Source organism: Planctomicrobium aquicomposti, from assembly GCF_051466325.1.
Classification (GTDB): domain Bacteria; phylum Planctomycetota; class Planctomycetia; order Planctomycetales; family Planctomycetaceae; genus Planctomicrobium.
On sequence record NZ_CP195792.1, the window covers coordinates 2,101,239 to 2,120,665 of the forward strand.

11 protein-coding genes and 2 tRNA genes are annotated in these 19,427 nt (G+C 58.9%); 2 read left to right on the forward strand and 11 right to left on the reverse strand.

Annotated elements, in window-relative coordinates; all coding sequences use genetic code 11:
- Window positions 1–35: 35 nt before the first annotated feature.
- Together rbbA and SH664x_RS08035 are read left to right on the forward strand one after the other, a co-directional pair.
- Window positions 36–2,801, forward strand: a complete 2,766-nt coding sequence (gene rbbA, locus SH664x_RS08030) for a ribosome-associated ATPase/putative transporter RbbA (RefSeq protein ID WP_437206539.1) — start codon at window positions 36–38, stop codon at window positions 2,799–2,801.
- Window positions 2,798–3,928 carry an ABC transporter permease gene (locus tag SH664x_RS08035; RefSeq protein ID WP_437206541.1) on the forward strand — a complete coding sequence of 377 codons (1,131 nt, stop codon included), beginning with the start codon at window positions 2,798–2,800 and terminating at the stop codon, window positions 3,926–3,928. The genes rbbA and SH664x_RS08035 overlap by 4 nt, the downstream gene beginning before the upstream one ends.
- A gap of 28 nt (window positions 3,929–3,956) precedes the next feature.
- Here the strand turns inward: SH664x_RS08035 and SH664x_RS08040 are convergent, their stop codons facing one another.
- The 11 genes from SH664x_RS08040 to SH664x_RS08090 all read right to left on the reverse strand — a co-directional run bounded on the left by SH664x_RS08040 (window position 3,957) and on the right by SH664x_RS08090 (window position 19,407).
- Entirely contained in the window at window positions 3,957–4,484 is a 528-nt protein-coding gene (locus tag SH664x_RS08040) for a hypothetical protein (RefSeq protein ID WP_437206543.1), read from the reverse strand.
- Window positions 4,485–4,655: 171 nt separating this feature from the next.
- Window positions 4,656–5,792: a DUF1559 domain-containing protein gene (locus SH664x_RS08045; protein ID WP_437206544.1), complete on the reverse strand. Its 1,137-nt coding sequence runs from the start codon at window positions 5,790–5,792 to the stop codon at window positions 4,656–4,658.
- Between the two features lie 137 nt (window positions 5,793–5,929).
- Window positions 5,930–7,630, reverse strand: coding sequence for a LamG-like jellyroll fold domain-containing protein (locus tag SH664x_RS08050; RefSeq protein ID WP_437206545.1), 1,701 nt, complete (start codon window positions 7,628–7,630; stop codon window positions 5,930–5,932).
- A 244-nt stretch (window positions 7,631–7,874) separates the two neighbouring features.
- Window positions 7,875–8,438 (reverse strand): sigma-70 family RNA polymerase sigma factor, encoded by a 564-nt coding sequence (locus tag SH664x_RS08055; RefSeq protein ID WP_437206546.1) that lies wholly within the window; start codon window positions 8,436–8,438, stop codon window positions 7,875–7,877.
- Window positions 8,439–8,671: 233 nt separating this feature from the next.
- Complete coding sequence (locus SH664x_RS08060; protein ID WP_437206548.1) at window positions 8,672–9,790, reverse strand: hypothetical protein; 1,119 nt, start codon at window positions 9,788–9,790, stop codon at window positions 8,672–8,674.
- On the reverse strand, window positions 9,787–11,169 hold the full coding sequence (locus SH664x_RS08065; protein ID WP_437206550.1) for a DUF1552 domain-containing protein: 1,383 nt from the start codon (window positions 11,167–11,169) through the stop codon (window positions 9,787–9,789). The genes SH664x_RS08060 and SH664x_RS08065 overlap by 4 nt, the downstream gene beginning before the upstream one ends.
- A 101-nt stretch (window positions 11,170–11,270) precedes the next feature.
- Window positions 11,271–13,829: a DUF1592 domain-containing protein gene (locus SH664x_RS08070; RefSeq protein ID WP_437206551.1), complete on the reverse strand. Its 2,559-nt coding sequence runs from the start codon at window positions 13,827–13,829 to the stop codon at window positions 11,271–11,273.
- A 351-nt stretch (window positions 13,830–14,180) separates the two neighbouring features.
- Window positions 14,181–15,302 (reverse strand): slipin family protein, encoded by a 1,122-nt coding sequence (locus tag SH664x_RS08075; RefSeq protein ID WP_437206553.1) that lies wholly within the window; start codon window positions 15,300–15,302, stop codon window positions 14,181–14,183.
- Between the two features lie 478 nt (window positions 15,303–15,780).
- Window positions 15,781–15,855 (reverse strand) — tRNA-Met (locus SH664x_RS08080).
- A gap of 108 nt (window positions 15,856–15,963) precedes the next feature.
- Window positions 15,964–16,034 (reverse strand) — tRNA-Cys (locus SH664x_RS08085).
- A 430-nt stretch (window positions 16,035–16,464) separates the two neighbouring features.
- The gene (locus SH664x_RS08090) at window positions 16,465–19,407 is read right to left on the reverse strand and encodes a hypothetical protein (RefSeq protein WP_437206555.1); all 2,943 of its coding nucleotides are present in this window, start codon (window positions 19,405–19,407) and stop codon (window positions 16,465–16,467) included.
- Between the last annotated feature and the right edge of the window lie 20 nt (window positions 19,408–19,427).

Genomic DNA, 19,427 nt, shown 5'->3' on the forward strand with positions numbered 1-19,427 from the left:
CCGCAGGTTCTCCACCTCTCCTTGATCGCGACCTCATGATGTCCGTAGACCCCGCGAGCGGCAACTCCGTTGTTTCGGTGACAGAGGTTACGCACCGCTACGGTCGAACTCTCGCGCTCGACAGCCTGTCCCTGCAGATCCCCCGCGGACAGATGGTGGGAATCGTCGGTCCCGACGGCGTGGGCAAGTCGACACTGATGGCCTTGATCGCCGGTTCGAAGGTGATTCAGCAGGGACGGGTGATCGTTCTGGATGGAGATATGGCCGACGCGCGGCACCGGCGAGAAGCCTGTCCCCGAATCGCCTATATGCCGCAGGGACTCGGCAAGAATCTCTATCTGGAATTGAGTGTTTACGACAACGTCGACTTCATGGCGCAGCTGTTCGGCCTGACCGCGGCCGAACGGCCCGCACGCATCCAGGCCCTGCTGCAGGCAACCGGTCTGGCCCCCTTTGCCCATCGTCCTGCCGGAAAGCTCTCGGGGGGGATGAAGCAGAAAGTCGGCCTGTGCGGAGCACTCGTTCACGACCCGGATCTGTTGATTCTCGATGAGCCGACGACTGGGGTTGATCCTCTTTCCCGAAGGCAGTTCTGGTCGCTGATCGATGAAATCCGGGAGCAGCGCCCCGGCATGAGCGTGGTGATCTCGACCGCCTACATGGACGAAGCCCAGCAATGGGACTGGATCGTCGCTATGGATGACGGCAAAGTGCTGGCGACCGGGGCTCCCATCCAGCTGATGCAGCAGACCCGGACGACCGATCTTGAAAAATGCTTCGTCGCCTTGCTTCCGGAAGAACGGCGTATGGGACACCAGGAACTGGTGATTCCCCCGCGTGGAGACAATCTGACCGAAGTTGTCATCGATGCGCAGGGGCTGACCCGCCGGTTCGGCGATTTTGTGGCAGTCGATCACGTCACACTGTCCATTCAGCGGGGAGAAATCTTCGGGTTTCTCGGATCGAACGGCTGCGGGAAGTCGACCACCATGAAGATGCTGACCGGTTTGCTCCCTCCGACAGAGGGAACCGCAACGCTCTTTGGAAATTCGGTGGAGGCCGGGAGTCTGGAGGTCCGGCAGAATCTCGGCTACATGACTCAGGCATTTTCGCTTTATGGCGAACTGACCGTGCTGGAAAATCTCGTTCTGGATGCGAGGCTTTTCCACCTGCCCGCAGACAAAGCGAAGGAGCGGATTGAAGAGCTGGTGGAGAAATTTGGCCTGAGGGATCATCTCCATGCCCCTGCCGGGGAACTGCCGATGGGCCTGCGTCAACGGTTGTCGCTGGCCGTCGCGGTGCTGCACGGGCCGGAGATCCTGATTCTGGATGAACCGACGTCCGGGGTCGATCCTGTGGCGCGGGACAGCTTCTGGGAACTGTTGATCGAGATGTCGCGTGAGCAGGGGGTGACCATCTTCATCACAACTCACTTCATGAATGAAGGAATGCGCTGCGACCGGATTTCACTGATGCATGCCGGTCAGGTGTTGGCCTGCGATACTCCGCAAAAGCTGATCGACGGACGGGGTGCGGCCAATCTGGAAGAAGCATTCATCGGTTACATGGAAGATGCCGTTGCCGAGAATGTGCGGGGAGATGCCCAAGAAGGACTCGCAGCCGAAGCAACCCCACCCATCGCCGCTGCCGAGCATTCCTCCCCTTCCGGCTCTCAGGTCGCGATCGGGCGAATGTTGGCCTACACCCGCAACGAAACAGTACAAATTCTCCGCGATCCGGTGCGGCTACTGTTCGCCTTCGTGGGCTCGGCGCTGCTGATGCTCGCTTTCGGATTCGGGCTGACCACCGACATCGAACACATTCGCTACGCCACGATGGATCTCGACCAGTCTCCGGAGAGTCGGGCTTTTCTTGAACAGTTCGCCGGCACAAGCCGCTATTTCAACCGCATGCCGCCGGTCCAGTCAGCCGGAGAAGCGCTGCAGCAGCTGCAGTCGGACAAGATCTCTCTGCTGCTCGAGATTCCGCCCAATTTCGGGAGAAACCTCCGAAAAGGAGTTCCGGCCGAAGTGCTGGCTCAGGTCGACGGAGCCGACACGTTTCGCGGGGAGAATATTGCGCAGTACGTGCAGGGAGTGCAGTACACCATGCTGAGTGATCCGGCGAACGGACTGCAGTTCCACTCGCCGGTGGGGAGGGCGCAGATTGAGGACCGCTACGTGTACAATCCTTCGTTTGAAAGCATTTACTCCATTGTTCCCAGTGTGCCCGCTCTGCTGCTGATTCTGATTCCCGCGATTCTGATGGCGGTCAGCATTGTGCGTGAAAAAGAGCTGGGCTCGATGATCAACTTCTACGTCACTCCGACACGACGAATCGAGTACCTGCTAGGGAAACAGATTCCCTACATCTTGATCGGGATGATCAACTTTCTGATTCTGGTCGGAATGGCATTGTTCGTCTTCGGGGTACCGATCAAGGGGAGCTTCCTGATGCTGCTCGCCTGTACGCTTCTCTATGTGACGGTCACCACCGGCATCGGCATGCTGATTTCCACCTTCACCAGCAGTCAGGTCGCGGCGGTCTTCATCACAGCCATCATCACCATTATGCCCACGATTCAGTTCTCGGGACTGATGCAGCCGGTGTCGACTCTGGAAGGGCGGGCCCGCCTGATCGGAGCGATCTGGCCCACGACCTACTACATGCATTCCAGCGTGGGGGCGTATACCAAAGGTCTGCGGGCAGGCCTGATGCTGCCGGACCTCATGTTCCTCGCCTGCTGTATTCCTGTTCTCTGGCTGCTCAGCATGATCGGTTTGAGAAAGCAGGAACGATGAACTCGAAATCGCTTCTCAACATCTTCTGGCTGGGAATCAAGGAGCTGCGGAGCCTCTTCAGCGACATGGTCATGTTGCTGTTTGTGATCTACGCCTTTACGGGAGCCATTTACATCCAGGCGACGGGGACGTCGAGTGAGGTCAACAATGCCTCGCTGGCGTTCGTCGACGAGGACGGCTCAACGCTGTCAAAAGAGCTCATGAACTCATTCTATCCGCCTCGCTTTCAGCAACCGCAGCTAATTCAGGCGAGCGAAGTTGAAAACGCGATGGACCGGGGAAAGTTCATGTTCGTGGTGGTCATTCCGCCCCGGTTTGAACTTGATCTGCGCGCCGGACGCGATGCTTCGATTCAGCTCAACATCGATGCGACGGCCATGCAGCAGGCAGGGGTCGGCTCAGGATATATCAGGAACATTCTGACGGAACGCGTGACCAGCTTTCTATCACGCACCGATCAGCGGTACGAACCTCCGGTCAATCTGGTGATTCGGAAACTGTTCAACCCGAACGGCGTTTCTGCCTGGCGGACGGGAGTCGTGGCGATCATTAATCAAATCACCCTGCTGACCGTGGTGCTGACTGGAGCGGCGGTCTTGCGCGAAAGGGAACATGGCACGCTCGAACATCTGCTGGTGATGCCTCTCAGTGCCTTCGAAATCGCCATGGCCAAAGTGCTGGCAAACGGCTTCGTGATTCTGCTGGCCACGGTGGCGTCGCTGTTTCTGGTGGTGAAGTGGGCGTTGCAAGTCCCCTTCGCAGGCTCGCTCCCCCTTTGGCTCTCGGGAGTGATCCTGTATCTGTTTTTCGCGACAGCTCTGGGAATTTTTCTAGGGACAATCGCTCGGTCCATGGCGCAGTTCTCGCTGCTGATCATCCTGATTGTCATTGTGCTGCAACTGCTCTCTGGGGGGACCACTCCCGTGGAGAGTCAGCCACGCTGGCTGCAATACCTGACATTCCTGCTTCCCTCGCGCCACTTCGTCAGTTTTTCGCAGGTGATCATTTATCGCGGCGGTGGACTGAACGCGGTCTGGCCACAATTTCTGATGGTTGGTGGCATGGGACTGGCGTTCTTTATCTACAGTCTGGGGTTGTTCAGGAAATCGATCGCGGTGACGAAATAAGTGGCCGGATGCTCCAATGCAGGTTGCATCAATCCTGCAGTTCGAAATGGAAGTGATTCTCCCCCGACTCAAGGACTTCGACTGTCAGCTTCGAAGTGTCGGGAGAACCGTACCGCTCCGGAATCAACCAGCGTGCACGCGCAGGCGGGAGACTGTCGACTGCGGCGACTGGCATTTTTGCGATGGCCTCGTTGACTTCGGCAGCGGTCATGCCCACGAGCTTGGTACCCGGAAAGTCCACCTCAAACCGGGAAATCGAAACTCGCTGCGACCCCGGAACAGCACCATCTCCACGCTCAAATGTGGAGAGATTAAATTTTCCGTTTGCGTCTGTCGTCGCTGAGGCGGACCGTCCCGCATCCGTACAGGTAAACGTGACCACAGCTTCGGCCAGCGGCTTGCCTTTGTACAAGATTTCGCCAGTGACCGGGACACGCTTCGGACGGTTACGTGTCCATTTATCTTCCCGTGTGCATCCGGTCATCACGGTGAGAACGATGGCCGCGGAGGTCATCCATACAGCGCCCCGCCGGATTCGAGTCAGGTCATTGATCATCGCGAACAGCTCTTTGCGTAAGGTTCACGTTCAGGTCCCGGGAACGATCAGTCAATTGTCCGAACGGGCTCGAGCGTGGTGACTATTGATTGCCTCGCCCTCGCCATGCGGAAGTCAGTCTTTCACCACACGAATCGCTTGCTGCGCGGATACTGGAAAGAGCAGTCTGCTCTAGAAATCGCCGATGACCTCACCTCCGGAGATCGTTCCCAACGCGCCCCAGACGCCGTAGGGACTCGGGCCCTCGAAATTCAGCGAAGGGGATGTGGCGGCGGTGTTGCCTGTGTCGATGTTCTGGCTGATGAAGCGAACCGAGCCGTCGACCAGCAAGGCATGTACGCCTCCCGGATGTCTGCTTTGGGCGGAATAGATGCCCCAGCTGCTCGTGCTGGTTCCGCAGCTCGGACTATTGGGCGGCAGGACCGTCGTGAAGCCGCTCGACCCCGGATAGCTGTCGAAGGCGAGCCGAAACTGTCCCGCTGCTTCAGTGCCAACGACATAGGTGGACTTGAAGTCGATCCCGTCGCTTCCGACTGCTTCCAGACAGAGTCGCGGATTCAAGTGGATATTGGGAATGACAGCCATGCTCCCCATGACTTCCGTAGGCCGATCGGTCGCGTTCACGCGCTCCGACAGCGCCAGTGTGTTGCTTGTGCCGTCCGTCACATCGCGGACACCCTTCTGTCGCGCATTCATCGCGGTGGTAGGATGGTTGCTTCCCCAGAACAGCCCACGGCTCTGCGGATTGACATTGTTATTGATCAGGTCGCCCAGACAGAAGACATAATGAGTGGTTGAGGAACCGCCGAACGGGCCACTCTGCCCTCGCGGATTTCGCAGGGGATTTGTCGAGGGACAGAGCAGGAATTTTGGCTGATACCGTGCACTGAATGGTCCATAGGCGGTATCGGTGGGGCCACCCATGAACGGTCCATAGGTGTAGCCGTCCGGGCCGGTCCAGGACCCACTGATCATGCTGTACAGGGGGCCCTCATCCACATAGGGCAAGATCGAGGCGAATGGACTCATCCGTCTGTCGTTGGCGAGATTTCCGGTAGACCTGTTGATCGGTCCTCCACCGACCCCCGGGAAGACTGTGTGGGCATCGTGGTAGTTGTGCAGAGCCAGGCCGATTTGTTTGAGATTATTTTTGCATTGGGTGCGGCGGGCCGCCTCGCGCGCCTGCTGGACTGCGGGGAGCAGCAGAGCCACCAGCACGGCAATAATCGCGATCACCACCAGCAGCTCAATGAGGGTAAATGCCGGCCTGACATGTCTTCGTCGATCGTTCCGACCATTGACAATCATAATCCCTCTCCTGCAACCGGAATTGATAATGAAGTGAGAAAGAAGCTTCTCGTTGAGTCGATGAAGCCGAGTGAAATGGTCCGCTGTCTGCTCTGCATGCTCCTCGAAGCCGGCTGAGGCGCCATCACCCGGCCGCCTCAACGATAGGGTGTCGTCATCTGAAAATACGTTTCGATTTCAGCCCCACTGAGGGCACGACCGAGCATGACAAATTCATCCATTCTGCCGCTGAATCGGCGAGGGGAATACTTGGGATAGCCTTTCCAGTTTCCGATCTGGGCCGGGCCCAGCAGCACGGGAATCGGCTCTGGAATGTGAGTTTCGTTGTCGCAACGGCCATTGATATAGAGCCGCGCCAGCTGACTGTCGGCATCGTAAACGACTGCCAGATGAATCCAGCGTCCCAGGTCGCCCGACAGTGAGGAGCGTGCAGAAGCCAGTCGTGCCTCGCTGCGCCGTGTCTCGTCCTCGACCGGTGCCCCGTTGATGGCGAAGCGCATCAGGTCGTGAAGGTGTTCGTTGTTATAGATCAGCCAGTGGATCTGCCCGCGCGCATCCCATCCGTCCGCGGAATAGATCGAGTTCCCCCGTTCCAGGACGTGGTTGAGACGAACCCACGTCATCAACGTCAATTGCTGCACCCGCTTTTCAACGTTCAGTTTGACATGGTCGTTGAACTCGATGAACTCGACCGCTGTTCTGCCGGGGAAGCGTCCCTGGACGAGTCGTGCGCCCACGATCTCCCCGCCGCTCTCGGCGAAGTGAGCATCGTTCCCCGGCTCAAAATCGGCAAACACCAGCAGCTTCGGGTCCTGTTTCAGTGTCGCCACCGCGTGGAGGGAACGGTTTACCTGACCTGCCCGCAGAGCTGCGGAGAGAGATGTGACCTCTTCAGGCTGAACAAAAGTGGCATTGCGCGGGCTGCAGGTCTCTGTCGTCCCGGCGCGCCCAAATCGCAATGATTCGGTGGCGAACAGTTTCCGTCGTTCTCCTGATTTAATGGCCCCGGCCGCGACCTTCCCTTCCAGAACATGCACTTCCGACCGCAGTTCCTTTGTCACGTCGATGGCGAAGCGGGTCCCCAGATCGAGGACGTCCATGTCCGGTGTGATCACCCGCAGCCCCTGAACTCCATCGCGAACGTGGGCCGTAATCCGTCCATAGACCACACATAATGTTTTGGAATCCCGAATCTCAAATCGCGCGGGAGCTTCCACCACCACATTGGCCGAGGCCCTGTGAAAGCGGAGTTCCACGAGCCCGCGCGTCAACTCATATCGGTGTCCGATCAGGTTCTGACGGGAGAACAACTCGACAGACGCTTCCTCCTCACTCGAGGCGGGAAACAATGGTTTTTCAGATTCCGAGGCTTCCTGTGACGTGAGATCGGAGAGTTCCGCAAGCTGCTGACCAACACCCCGCACAAACTCGACCTGGGGACGGCTCATCCACCAGAGCCCGGCGATCAGGAGTGCGAGTGTAATTGCCGCACAACCTCCCAGCACTGTCCGTCGACTCGGACGGTTGCTCCGACCCTCCACTGGCCCCGAGGGATTTCGCGCTCGCAGAAGGGCCCTGTCCGCAGGGATCGCCGCGTCAGCTGGGGTGTGGTCGATGGCATCGGGGATTGCAGCGGATGAGGCACGTTCCACTGCGGCCGGTTCACAGTCTGCCAGGCCGAGTTCCGCATGGATCTCTGCAAATCTCAGAAAACGTCGACGGCTGGAGGAGTTGACCAACAGCTCCTGCTCGAGCCGCTCGACTTCTTCGCGAGTCGCTTCGCCGTCGAAAAGCCGTTCGGCAATTTCGAGGATCCAGTTGGAGTCTTCGCGATGCATGTTTCGGAACTTTCGATACGCGGACAGTCCGAACGGTCTTATCGATCAGGTCATGCTCGAGGAAGTTGCTCTTTTCAGTCCCCACGCAGCCAGCGTTTCATATCGTGAAATGTGGACTTCCGCGTGGCCATGACTGGGTATTCAAAATCACAAGGCTCCAACAGGTCACTCCCAGGCGGTCTTACATGGCAGGGGATACTTCACTCCGTATAACAGCAAGGGATCGATCAAAGGTCACAGTGTTCTAGCACTCCTCGGGTAATTTCGATTCCACACATTGCAGCAGTGCTCGACGCATCACTTTCAGCGCCTTATGCACGGCATGGATCGACCGGTTCCAGCGTGCTGCAATGGAGGCATACGAGCAGCCTTCACCATAAAACAGGCGAATCAATTCGTGCTGTCGCACCGTCAACCGCCTCAGGCACTCTTCGAACGCGGTCTGCTGGCTTGTCGATTCACTGACAAGTTCGCCGGCATCGTTGGCCAGACTCTCCAGCAGCGACTCACTGAACGTCAGCCGTTCTTTTTTTCTGGTTCGCCAATACTTCAACAGCTGGCGGCGGGCGATACCGATCGCCCAGTTCGAAAAGTCTCCTCCCTGGCGAAATGACGGGAACCGCCGCCACAGCACCAGACTCGTCTCCTGGAACAGGTCTCCGGCGTCAGCCCGGTCATAGACCATGATGCGGATGTATTTCAGGAGCTTCAGCTGCACAGGCACGTAGAGCTTGAGGAACGCTTCGTACTTCGCGTCGGTCTGCAAGGTGAGCGTGGCCTGTGTTGGCGACCGGGAGAAGGCTGGCATAAGGGACGCTCCGCGGATCGAAAGCCAGACGAACCCAAAGCATTCATATTATCTTGTACTGATATATTGCTCCGTCCAGCCAAAACCGGTACCAATCCCGACGGTGAACCTGACGAAATTCGTCAAATTCCTGCTGCGACGACATTTCCACCCGCCTCTCGTCGCAGATTTCATGCGGATCCGCTGAGGAGAGACTGAAGTCTCCTCCTCAAACTCGCGGTGCGCCTCCCCGCTTAATTTCGAAAGAGAGCTTCCTCCCGCGGGAGATTGCCCACATTCCAGGTATTCTTGAAACCGGGGTCCCGCGGCCAGAGCCGGACGATTTTCCCGGGACGAAATCCTTCCAGCAGCAGTGAAGGCTGGAAAGTGACGCGGACACCACTCGCTCCGGGATGCTCCGCTGCCACGCGCACGGCGGTCCCGGGACCTTCTTTGCTGTCGTTAACCTGGTCATAAGTGCGCAGAGAATCGTCCGCGACGGCTGCTCGAAACAAACTGGCGGCCAGGAAATCTTCGTACAAGACGGGGTCCATGCCTCCGAACAGCATGACCGAAACCTTGCCGGCTTGATTGTCGACTCCATCGACCAGTCCCACCAGTCCGTGCTGCCGCATTTGGTACCGGTGCCTGGCGAACTGCTGCCGAGTCGCCACGGCCCGGCTCTCGTCATCAATCCAGATATCGGTACATCGGCCGGGCCCCGTCAGCGTGCAGGCAGTCAGATTCAAGACGACAGTCTGCCCGGGCTGCAGGGCGTCGAGTGTGCAAACAGAGCGCCCCTTCCAGATGTGGGCGTCTTCGCCCAGTTCAAACTTCGTCGGCCTGGCATCGATTGTCCCATCGGCACCGACCGCGACGACCATCAATGTTTCGCTATCAGGCTGAACAGCTTCGATGCGCCACAGTCGTCCTGTGCGGGATGCGTAGCTGAAATCATCTTCCAGTCGGCTGACACGAGTGAATGCCAGGTAGGGGCTGGTTTTGCGCGGGCCGAGATGATGCGAGTACATCGGCTCGTAGCGCGAAACCGGTTCTCCTTCGAAAAATTCGGCGCGCAGGTGAGTCCCCAGCGGAATGTCGCGCAGGTCAGCGGGAGCACCGTGGGAACTCACCGTGCCGAAGGGGAACAATGCAAAGGGGAGCGGCCGGTCCCACTGTCCTCGCGTCTGGTCGTCGCCACGGTCTACGCGCAGCACTCCCTGTCGATTGACGTGATCGACTTCGATCAGTTCCCCCCAGATCACCCGTTCGGCGCCTGCTGGGAGAGCGCCGTCCGGAGTCTGTTCTCCCGCCTGGTTCGGGACCGGATGGGTCAGCAGTGCGAGCAAAAGGCAAACGCGGAGAGCGGTCATCCTCCCACCTCCGAGACCGGGCCCAGACTGTCAACGAATTTTTCGACAGGAACTTCCATCTTCTGCACCATCGTCAGCAGCAGATTGCTGAGACGGGCCTTGTCGTCCAGCGGCCGTGAGCAGATCCGGTAATGACTGGTGGCGTCTGCCAACTGGTACTGCTTGACGACAGGCAGGTTGTAATCGATGTGCTGCCCGTGCCTGAGCCCCAGACCGCTGCCGCCAGCCAGGATTGTCGGGAGGTTGGCGTTGCCATGGCTGTGGCCATAGCTCATGCCGCTGCCGAGCAGGACCATCGTCCTGTCGAGCAGCATTCCGTCACCATCCGCAACCCCCTGCAAGCGGTCAAGAAAGTAAGCGAACTGGTCCACAATGAAGGCATCTGCCTGGCTCAGCCGCCGCATTTGCTCGGGATCACCGTTGTGATGCGAGAGGCCGTGGCGGTCCTGCGGGATGCCGATCTCAGGCAGCGCCAATCCATTGGCTTCGTTCCCGCTCTGGAAAGTGACCACGCGTGTCATGTCCGTCTGCAGGGCCAGAACGATCAGATCGTACATGGTCCGGTAATAGTCCCCGGCGTCCGTCTTCGGGACGTTTCGCTGGAGTCGGGCTTTCGTGGCGGCATCGACTTTCGGTTTGGGAACATTCAGCCAGGCCTCCAGTCGTTCGGTGCGGACTTCGACTTCACGGACCGATTCCAGGTATTCGTTAAGCTTCGTCCGATCGTCGCGGCCGATCCGGCGTCGCAGGCCATCGGCGTTTTCGCGGACGAGATCGAGCACACTCAATCGTCGTTCCAGTTGGTTCCGTCTCGCGGCAACTCCCCCGTGCTCCACTTCGAACAGCCGGTCGAAGATCTGCCGGGGGTTGTCTTCGGCAGGGAGCGCGATCCCATCGCGGGACCAGGCGAGCGTCCGTTGATTTCCGCTGACGTTCGCCAGCTCGAGCGAAGGAATTCGCGTATGCCGAGATGTACTCTCCGAGATGAGCTGATCACAGGAAATAGTGTTGCGGAAGCCTCCGACTTTCTGGTTGATGCGGGCCGCGGTGAGCCAGACTTTTTCACACTCGTGAGCACTTCCGATCGCGTTCGGGTGATGCAGTCCACTGATCGGAGTAATCTTGGAGCGGTGCCGCTCCAGCGATTTGAGTGGTTCGCTCAACTCATAGTCGCGGCCGGCCTTGGTAATCTGCCACGTCAGGACGTTGACCCCATTGGGAATATAAACGAACACGCTGCGGCGAGGCTTTTCCGAAGTCGGCGTGGCCCCCAACAGGGGCCGCATGCAGTCGAGCAGCGGGAGCGCAACGGCCGCCCCCAGCCCGCGGAGAAGATGTCGGCGATTGAGAAGCCATTTGTGAGTAATGATGTTGCTCATATGGTTCCGGGATCGGGGTTGTGGATCGGGGCTTTCGGAACGATGACGAATCGTCGGCCTTCCCGGCCTTCTTCTCACGGGCTGGAACGTTCAGTCCGACATCAACGCTTTTGGAACAGGTCCGATAAAACGAGGGCCTCGATCAGTGCCGGGAGGCGATAGTCCGCTTCTGCGCCTTGCCGGGCGATTTCTTCGAGGGTGGCGCGGTCGTCGTAAGTCATTGGCCGCCGGAGTGCATACACGGCCAGTTTTTCAGTCAAGGTTGCGGTAAACTGTTCGAGATCATCCCGCAGCAAATGCTTGAACTCGGTGGCGTCGGCAAACGTCCGCCCGTCCGGTAGTTCGCCACTGGGGTCGACGGGGGGATTGTCTCCCAGTCCATCGCCGACGATTTCATGCGTGCGCCAACGACCGATGGCATCGTAATTTTCGAAGGCCAGACCGAGGGGATCGATTTGACGATGACACGCCGCACAACTGGCGTTCTGCGTATGGGCCCTCAGTTTTTCTCGCAGCGTCGCCTTGGGGCGATCGGACGGGGTGGGCTCGATGGCATCAACACTCGCCGGTGGAGGAGGAGGAGATTTGCCGAAGATCGACTCGAGCACCCATTTGCCGCGATGAACGGGCCGGTGCCTGACTCCGTCCGACGTCAGCGTGAGGACGGAGGCCTGAGTCAGCACTCCCCCGCGGCGATCATTCGGACCCAGAGGAACACGGACAAACCGGTCCGGGTTCGCGCCAGGAGTCAATTCAAAGTCAGCGATGTCATAGTGCGTCGCCAGTCGCAGATTGAGCATGGTCCAGTCGGAATCCAGAAATTCCTGCAGACTCAGATTCTCACGCAAGACCTCCCCAAAGAAGCTGGTGGTCTCGCCGATCATGCTCTTTTCCAGATAAGCGTCGTAGTCCGGATAGAGTTTCCTGTCGGGGGGAAACATTCCGAGCAACTGCAATTGCAACCATTGCCGGGGGAAGCTTTCAACAAACCGCTGTGATTTCGGATCGGCCAGCATCCTCGCCACCTGCGAGCGGAGCACCTCCGGCCTGTGCAGAATTCCCTGTTCTGCCGCCTCAAACAGCACGCCATCCGGCATGCTGCTCCACAGGAAATACGACAGACGAGAAGCCAACTCCCAATCGTTGATCTGCAGTGAGTCGCTGCGGGCCTCCCCTTCGACGAGATAGCAGAAGTCACTGGAACAGAGGATCGCCATCCGCGCCGAGTTCAGGGCGTCTGCGAATGGCTCTCCGCGGGCCAGCCCGGTGTGGACGAGTTGAACCAGCGGATCAATTTCAACGGACCGGGCGGGGCGTCGGTATGCGAGGCTCGCAAAGCGGGTCAGGTAGCGCTGCAGCTGGGAGAGTTCGTTCGCATCTACGGGAGAGTCAATCGCCAGATCTGTCGGGACGCGGGGGGCCAGCGGCCCTTCCCATTCGATCCAGTCGAGAATCAGAAACGGGTACAGCGGCTTCCCTTCTTCGTCGGTCAGCTTGATCTGCCACGGATCGCGACCTTCCTTGACGGTCAGGAACGGCAGGCTCGTCCGGGATGTTGCCGGAGAAACCGAAGGGCCGGGGACGGCATTGCTCACCAGGATGTCATGGCTTCCCGCTGGAAGGTGTGTCTCAAACTCGAGGATGACCGGCTGGTCTTCTGCAGTGACCACATCCTGCTCGAAGAGCACCCGATCCAGTTCAATCGCATAGAAGCGAAGATGCGGGGCGAGGCCGCGTGTCGGCTTGAGACCGCTCAACTGCACTCGCACGCGATAAACACCGGCCGCTGGCAGTGACTGCCCGGGGCCTCCGCGACCGAGAATTTGGGCACCCGGCCACAGCTCGACCCGCACTCTGTCAGCGACGCCCCGGCGGGTGGACTCCGTGCGTTCCGCATCCGTCCCCCGCAAGGTGAAGGCATCACGATGGCGTTGAAGAGTCGTGGGGCGCTGGGAGGGAAATGCCTCTGCCAGAATTCGATCGGCAACTGCGTAGTACTTCTCAACATGCGCCGGCGACAGGGAGAGCACGGAGCCGATCCGCTCAACTCCATGCCATGTGTCGTCGGGCAGCAGCCCGTTGGGATCGGCCACATCGACGTGCACACCCAGCAGATCATAGATCGTGTGGGCATATTCCTCGCGAGTCAGGCGATGCAGACTCACCGGGTCTCGCCGAGCATGCCTGGCACCTTCGGCCTGGGTGAACTTTGTCGCAATCCAGTCGATCACAGCCAGCAACTCGACCGGATCTGGTTGTGGTTCGTCCGCCGGAGGCATCGCCCCCGAGTTGAGGCGGTTGCGAATATCTTCCCAATGCGTCACGTTCATCGGTTCGACGAAATCGTGCGGCAGCGTGTCCAGCCGCAGTTCTCCCTCCTGCAGCTTGTCGCTGTGACACTTGTGGCAGTGCTTTTTGAAAAAACGCTCCACGTGATGATCAGACGGAGCTTCCGCCGCTGAGAGTCCAGCGATGGAGCGAATCCCGGTGAACGAGACTGCCAGCAGGAGGGCGAGATACAACGGGCGACGGAGACCGGCGGTCAGTCTCTTGCTCCCGTCACGAAGGAACGGCCTGGCTGAGAGTGATGAGCGGGGGGGCTCGCAGAGAGCGTTCGTCGACCGGGAGCGATGATCATCCAGTTGAAGTAAACTGTTCATCGGTCACTTCTTGGGAGGGATCTCGGCGTCCGCGGAAGGCCGGTGGCAGGCAGACGAACGTCCCTATGTATTGCGCACGCGGTAGCAATCGGGTACCGCGAATCGGTTCCTGCGCACGATTTTCGACCGGTTGGTCTGTCTGAGCCTACCGTCGCGAAGAAGTCACACCGCATCCGTGCGACATCCCGACGGCTCGTCGCGTATGTCTTTGAAGAGACCAGAGAGCACGGGCCAGCAATGGGCTTCGTCGGTGAGGCGCCGTTGAGACCGCTGAAGAGAGAATGGTCAGCGCGAATGCCGCTCATAAACAAAAAAATCCCCGGCCTGAGGGTTCAGACCGGGGACGCCGATTTACAGGAGATTGACCACCTTATCGGCCAGCCCCTTCTCGCCGAGTGATTTCTCACCCAGAACGATGCTGAGCTTACCGTTTGAGGCGATCTTCTCCAGGACTTCCAGTTCACGCAGACGCATGAGGACCGGATTGTCCGCCAGCAGCTTGGCCGTGTTGGCCTGGGACCGCATGGCGGCAGTTTCCTCGCGTCGCGAGATCAGGTTGGCTTCGGACGCCTTTCGGGCTTCCGTGACCTTGTTCATCAGGTCTTTCATTTCGCCTGGCAGAATCACATCCCGGATTCCGACCGAAGCGATTTCCAGACCCAGTTCGCCCGCCCGACGACGGACGTTCTCCTCGATCTCCTTCGCGACCCGATCCTTGTCGGTCAGGAAGTTATCGAGTTCGCAGGCCCCGACCACTCCTCGCAGGACGAGCTGCGTTTCGCGGTAAAGTGCCTGTCGTACATCGTCAGTCTGGCTGACCGCCTTGCGGGGATCGACCACCTTGTAGGTTGCAACGGCATTCAGCCGCAGCGTGACCTTGTCGGCGGTCATGATCTCCTGACCTCCGATGTCGACCATCGATTCCCGCAGGTCGACTTCGACCACTTTGGCTTCTGATTGTCCCTTCCAGAAGGCGTACAGGCCCGGGCCCAACGTCTCCACGTACCGACCGTCGATGAACAACACTCCGGCCTTGTCCCGTTCCACCGTGCAGACGTCCAGCACCCGCGCAGACAACGGCGAACGGGTCACGACCTTCAGTTCCTCATGCAGAAACCGCACAGTCCGCGCATCGACCACCTCGACTCGGACAGCCTTCTGTCCCGTCCAGTAGGCATACAGGCCGGCAGGCAGGACATGGCTGAATCGGCCTTCGATCCAGACCAGTGCCCGCTCATGATCTTTCAGATCCAGAACGATAGCCCGGTCCTTCAAGACACCCGACTTGACAATCAGATCGAGTTTTTCGTGAGTCAGCCACGGATCCCGCTGCGAGACAGTGTCCATCCGGATCTTGCCGAATGGGTCGAAGAACCAGTGGACACCGGATGTCCGCAATCCCTGGAAGTCGTCTTCCCGGAACAGGAGTCCCATCTCGTAGCTGCGGATTTTGTAACGCTTGAGCAGAAACATGGTTGACCTCCCCGGCGGAGCCGGATTGTGCCGAGAGTTGTTTTGCCGGGCACAGACGGCAGTGGTGCGGCATCAATGCCACGTTGAATTCAGAATTGACACCATCCGAAGGCAGAGCGTTCGCCGATCACACGGACGAATCGCGGAGTGCGTTTGCGTGAACGTCTTCAAGTCCTTCGGAGTGTTTCGGCTTTGAATCGCCCGCCGCAGTCTCCCGTGGGATTCTGCTTCGGAAGCAATCCATCGCGTGGACACCCTTCGGATGCTGAGGAACAAACACGACCTTCACGCACTACAGGGCGTCGTGACGTGTTGCCGGGGACTGAACCGATCGCAGCGCCGAAGCGTCGCGAAGCGGTGCGCAGGCACCCGGTCCAGAATCGTCCGCCGGCTGATCCAACAAACGTCTGCCTCCTTCAGGCTTCATGGTCGGAAAGATTTGTCACCTTTCCGTGGAGTCGGTTACCAGCCGACAGGTTGGTGATCGGTACAGGAGTCGAACCTGTGACTTCCAGATGATGAGTCTGGTGCTCTGACCGTCTGAGCTAACCGTTTCTGACGTCGCCGTTTCAGAACCCATTACGGAACAGGCAGTCCCGAACTCTTCCGAGTGGGCTGCATGCCGCTGGACGAACGACATCAAGGAACCTTGCTTACAAAGAGACACTGGTGGGAGTCGAACCCACTTGAACCGGTTTGCAGCCGGTCGCCTCGCCGTCTGGCTCCGGCGTCGAAAACGAAATATGCCCTTGCGAGGAGTCGAACCTCGTCTACGACCTTCGCAAAGTCGCGTGCGCTTCCCTCACACTCCAAGGACTGATCAATGAACTGCCCCGTCGAGAAATCGAATCCCGTCTCGCAATTCCGAAGACCGCGGTTGAATTCCATAGAATTCGTGCCTGCGTCCTCAAGAGATCGAACTGGAGAGCCCTGCCTGTCAGACCGATGTTGAGAGACCACGACACCCCGTGACACCGTCTCCAGACGGAAGGTTCTCACCTTTCCGCGAAATTTCGGCCGGAACTCTTGGCCAGCCGTCGTCAACACCGGGGCACAAAGCAGAAGAAGACGTTAAGTGCCAGCAATTCGAGCCCGCAGGTTGATCATCTTGCTCAGCGAACGATGGCGTGAGCCTTCGCTCAGACTCTCGCTGCAACCTGCTCTAAAAACCGCCCCCCACACCGGATGAGCGATTGAAGTCGACGTAGTTCTTCGACGGGATGAAGGTAATCATCCGCGCATCGGTCTGGCTGGCCGGTTCACCCGGTTGCCGCTGGAACCAGAGGTGGGCATCTTTTCCCAGCCCCCGCATCACCAGTTTGTCGTTCATCTGATCGTATTCCGTAATGTCTGCCACGGCGCGGAAGAATCGCCCTTCGATTTCGGTCCCTTCTGAGGCGATCATTTTGAACATCGGAGTCGGGTCCTGACGAACCTGCTCGATGGTCAGCTTAGGGCATTTCAGTAGAACTCCGTTTTCCGCTTCGGTTGTCTTCTCCGACAACTGATCCGCCTTGAATGTGCTGAAGGCTTCCGCCACGGGCCCGGACAGAACCTCCACTCGATCGAACAGTTCGATCAGATTCTGTTTTTGGTTCCCCGACATCCGGTCGAAGCGGACGCGGGTGTGCCGCCAACGGGGAGTATTTCGAACAGCGGGCTGATTGGCTTCAGCCCCCTGTGTACGAGCGAAGCGGGCGGTGTCAGCGCTCCAGATGTTGAACTCTCCCGGGCCTGCTCCTCCCATGTCTCCCGTGGCGTAGTCGAACTGAAACTGCGACAGACTTCCCTGACTGACGGTACTCAGACGGGTTCCCTCATATTGCAGCGTCTGGAACCGGACCTGGTGTTTGGCGAGGAGGCGTTCGAGAGTGGGAGGGGGAGCGTCTCGCTGGGGATCAATGAACGAGATTTTCTGATTGAGACGGGCGGAGAGACTTTCGCATTCGACCACCGCGGTGTTTCCGGCGGTGCCGTTCATGGTGCATTTCACCTGACCAAAGCAGCTGGCGGTCTGGCCATCGAAATCCATTCGCTCCCACCAGTAGACAGTGACTTCGGACGGCGTGCTGAGCAGCCGACCTTCGAGGTCGGTCGACAGGGGCATCCTGCAACTGCCGGGACCGAGAATCTCCACGCAGTTGTCGGCCCGTTTGAGGATCATCTGCCGATCCGCACTGATCCGGGCGGCTCCGAGTTGAACGGTGGCAGGCGTGATGGTTTCGCCACGCTCGTTGATGGAACCGAACAGCGTCACCGTCTGCTGGACGTTCCCCTCATTCACCAGATCAACGGCAGCCCCTTTGAAATCGAGGGGGCCATCGACCTTCATTTCGCCAATGGAAGAGGCCGTTTTCTGCTGCTGGGAGAGGTTGATATTTCCTTCGCCAATCCCACGACGCAGGTCAATGCGTCCTTCCAGCGGATCATGAATCACGACCAGCTTGACCTGATCCCCCTCCATGACCCAAGGAGGATCTTTCTCGGAAGAATCGCTCCGATTGCCACGTCGATTCCGCTCCCGTTCCGTCTCCGGAGCGAGCGTCCCCGGTTGAATCAGGATATCGATCAGATTCGCCCGGTGAACTTCGAGCTGCGAGGAAATCAGCCCGATGTCTCCGCGAGCAAGCACACGGTGGAGGGGAAGCGGGCGGTTGAGAAAATTCGTGTTGGCCTGTTTCTCAAAAAGGCGTTTGAGGTCGATCCACGCCTGCAGATCTCCCGCTTCCACTCCGCAGACTTCGGGGACGAGCACACGAATCTTGGAAGGAATCCAGAGTCGATGCAGTCCAGTGGCGGGATCGGGTTCCAGCTTGAGCCCGCCGGCCCAGATCCCTTGTGTGGGAGCGGTCTCCGGGCTGGTGGGATCCTGGAAGTCGAACTGGCCATTGCCGCGGCACTCCAGGCGTGCGAGCTGCTGGTCCTCCGTGTGGGTGATTTCGATATACGGAGAATAGACGTTGGCGCTCTCCCGTTTGACGTGCACCAGTTCATCATCCTGAAGGGTGATGGTGCGACGGGGAAGATCGTAGATCAAATCCTGTGACTCGATCTGCAGCTGGTTCTCTTCGCTGAAGACCTTCACACGGGAGTTCCGCGAACGGTTTTGACTGGGGGTCGCCCGCAGCTTGCGGAACGTCAGCCCTTCGAACAGCGATTTCATCTGCTGCTGAGGTTGACGATCCATGTTTTCGGATGTTGCCTGATCGAACTCCAGCCCCAGCCAGCCGCAGTTGAGACGATCGGTGAGTGTCGACTTCTCTTTGGGGTAGGTGCGGGTAATCTCCACCTGTGAGGCGAACTCCGCGACATGTCGCGCGGTGTCGTAGGAGAGCGATCCACTGACGACATGGACGTGAAACGGTGTCTGATTCTGTTTGTACTGCAGGTCGAGCACGACATCACGCCGCAGCAACATACCGGCGACTCCCGACACCCGCGGAAGCGTATCACCCAGTGATCCGGTCGGGTCCGGGATCAGAGAGACATCCAGGCCGACGGCTGTCCCCGCCAGCTGGAGCTCGCTTTTCTCACTCGGGCCATATCGGAATTTCACGGGACCGTCGCTGTAGAGGTGCGCCGGGTCCTCGGTAAAGATGAAGTTCTCTCCGGCAATCGCCAGATTGTCAGGTCCGTCGATCGTCACCGCGCCGTCGAGCTTGATTCCCAGAATGCGGCCCGCTTTGTCGCCGGCGAGGCTAATCGCCTGACCGAAGAACGGGTTTTCAAAAGTGATTCGACCCGTCTGGGCAATCATCCGGTAGGGAGCAGCATCGGGGCGTTTGGGGTCGTGCCAGAGGAGAGCGATGGGGGTCAGCTGGACGCTACGGCGGTCTGCCTGATGGCGGTCATACTTCTGTGTGAAGAAGAACAGAGACTCCTTCTGCATCACCTGCACGTCCTGAGACTGTGTCCAGGGTGCATCGGCAAAGTGCCGCGAAGCGACTTCGGTAATGATCGCCGGACGAGAGGTCGACTCGGGCAGCACAGCAGGAGGAGCCTGAGTGACCGCTTCGCCAATCTGGGCCACCACCGTCACTTTGTAGAGCTGATACGCGCCGATCAGCCCCAGCAGTGCGACTGTGGTGATGACCCAACGGCTCATGACAAGCTCCTTCTGACTCG

Coding starts and splice junctions, on each gene's coding strand:
- SH664x_RS08070 (WP_437206551.1), bottom strand. CDS start 13,829: ATGAACAGTTTACTTCAACTGGATGATCATCGCTCCCGGTCGACGAAC.
- SH664x_RS08050 (WP_437206545.1), bottom strand. CDS start 7,630: ATGCATCGCGAAGACTCCAACTGGATCCTCGAAATTGCCGAACGGCTT.
- SH664x_RS08035 (WP_437206541.1), top strand. CDS start 2,798: ATGAACTCGAAATCGCTTCTCAACATCTTCTGGCTGGGAATCAAGGAG.
- SH664x_RS08055 (WP_437206546.1), bottom strand. CDS start 8,438: ATGCCAGCCTTCTCCCGGTCGCCAACACAGGCCACGCTCACCTTGCAG.
- rbbA (WP_437206539.1), top strand. CDS start 36: ATGATGTCCGTAGACCCCGCGAGCGGCAACTCCGTTGTTTCGGTGACA.
- SH664x_RS08040 (WP_437206543.1), bottom strand. CDS start 4,484: ATGATCAATGACCTGACTCGAATCCGGCGGGGCGCTGTATGGATGACC.
- SH664x_RS08045 (WP_437206544.1), bottom strand. CDS start 5,792: ATGATTGTCAATGGTCGGAACGATCGACGAAGACATGTCAGGCCGGCA.
- SH664x_RS08060 (WP_437206548.1), bottom strand. CDS start 9,790: ATGACCGCTCTCCGCGTTTGCCTTTTGCTCGCACTGCTGACCCATCCG.
- SH664x_RS08065 (WP_437206550.1), bottom strand. CDS start 11,169: ATGAGCAACATCATTACTCACAAATGGCTTCTCAATCGCCGACATCTT.
- SH664x_RS08090 (WP_437206555.1), bottom strand. CDS start 19,407: ATGAGCCGTTGGGTCATCACCACAGTCGCACTGCTGGGGCTGATCGGC.
- SH664x_RS08075 (WP_437206553.1), bottom strand. CDS start 15,302: ATGTTTCTGCTCAAGCGTTACAAAATCCGCAGCTACGAGATGGGACTC.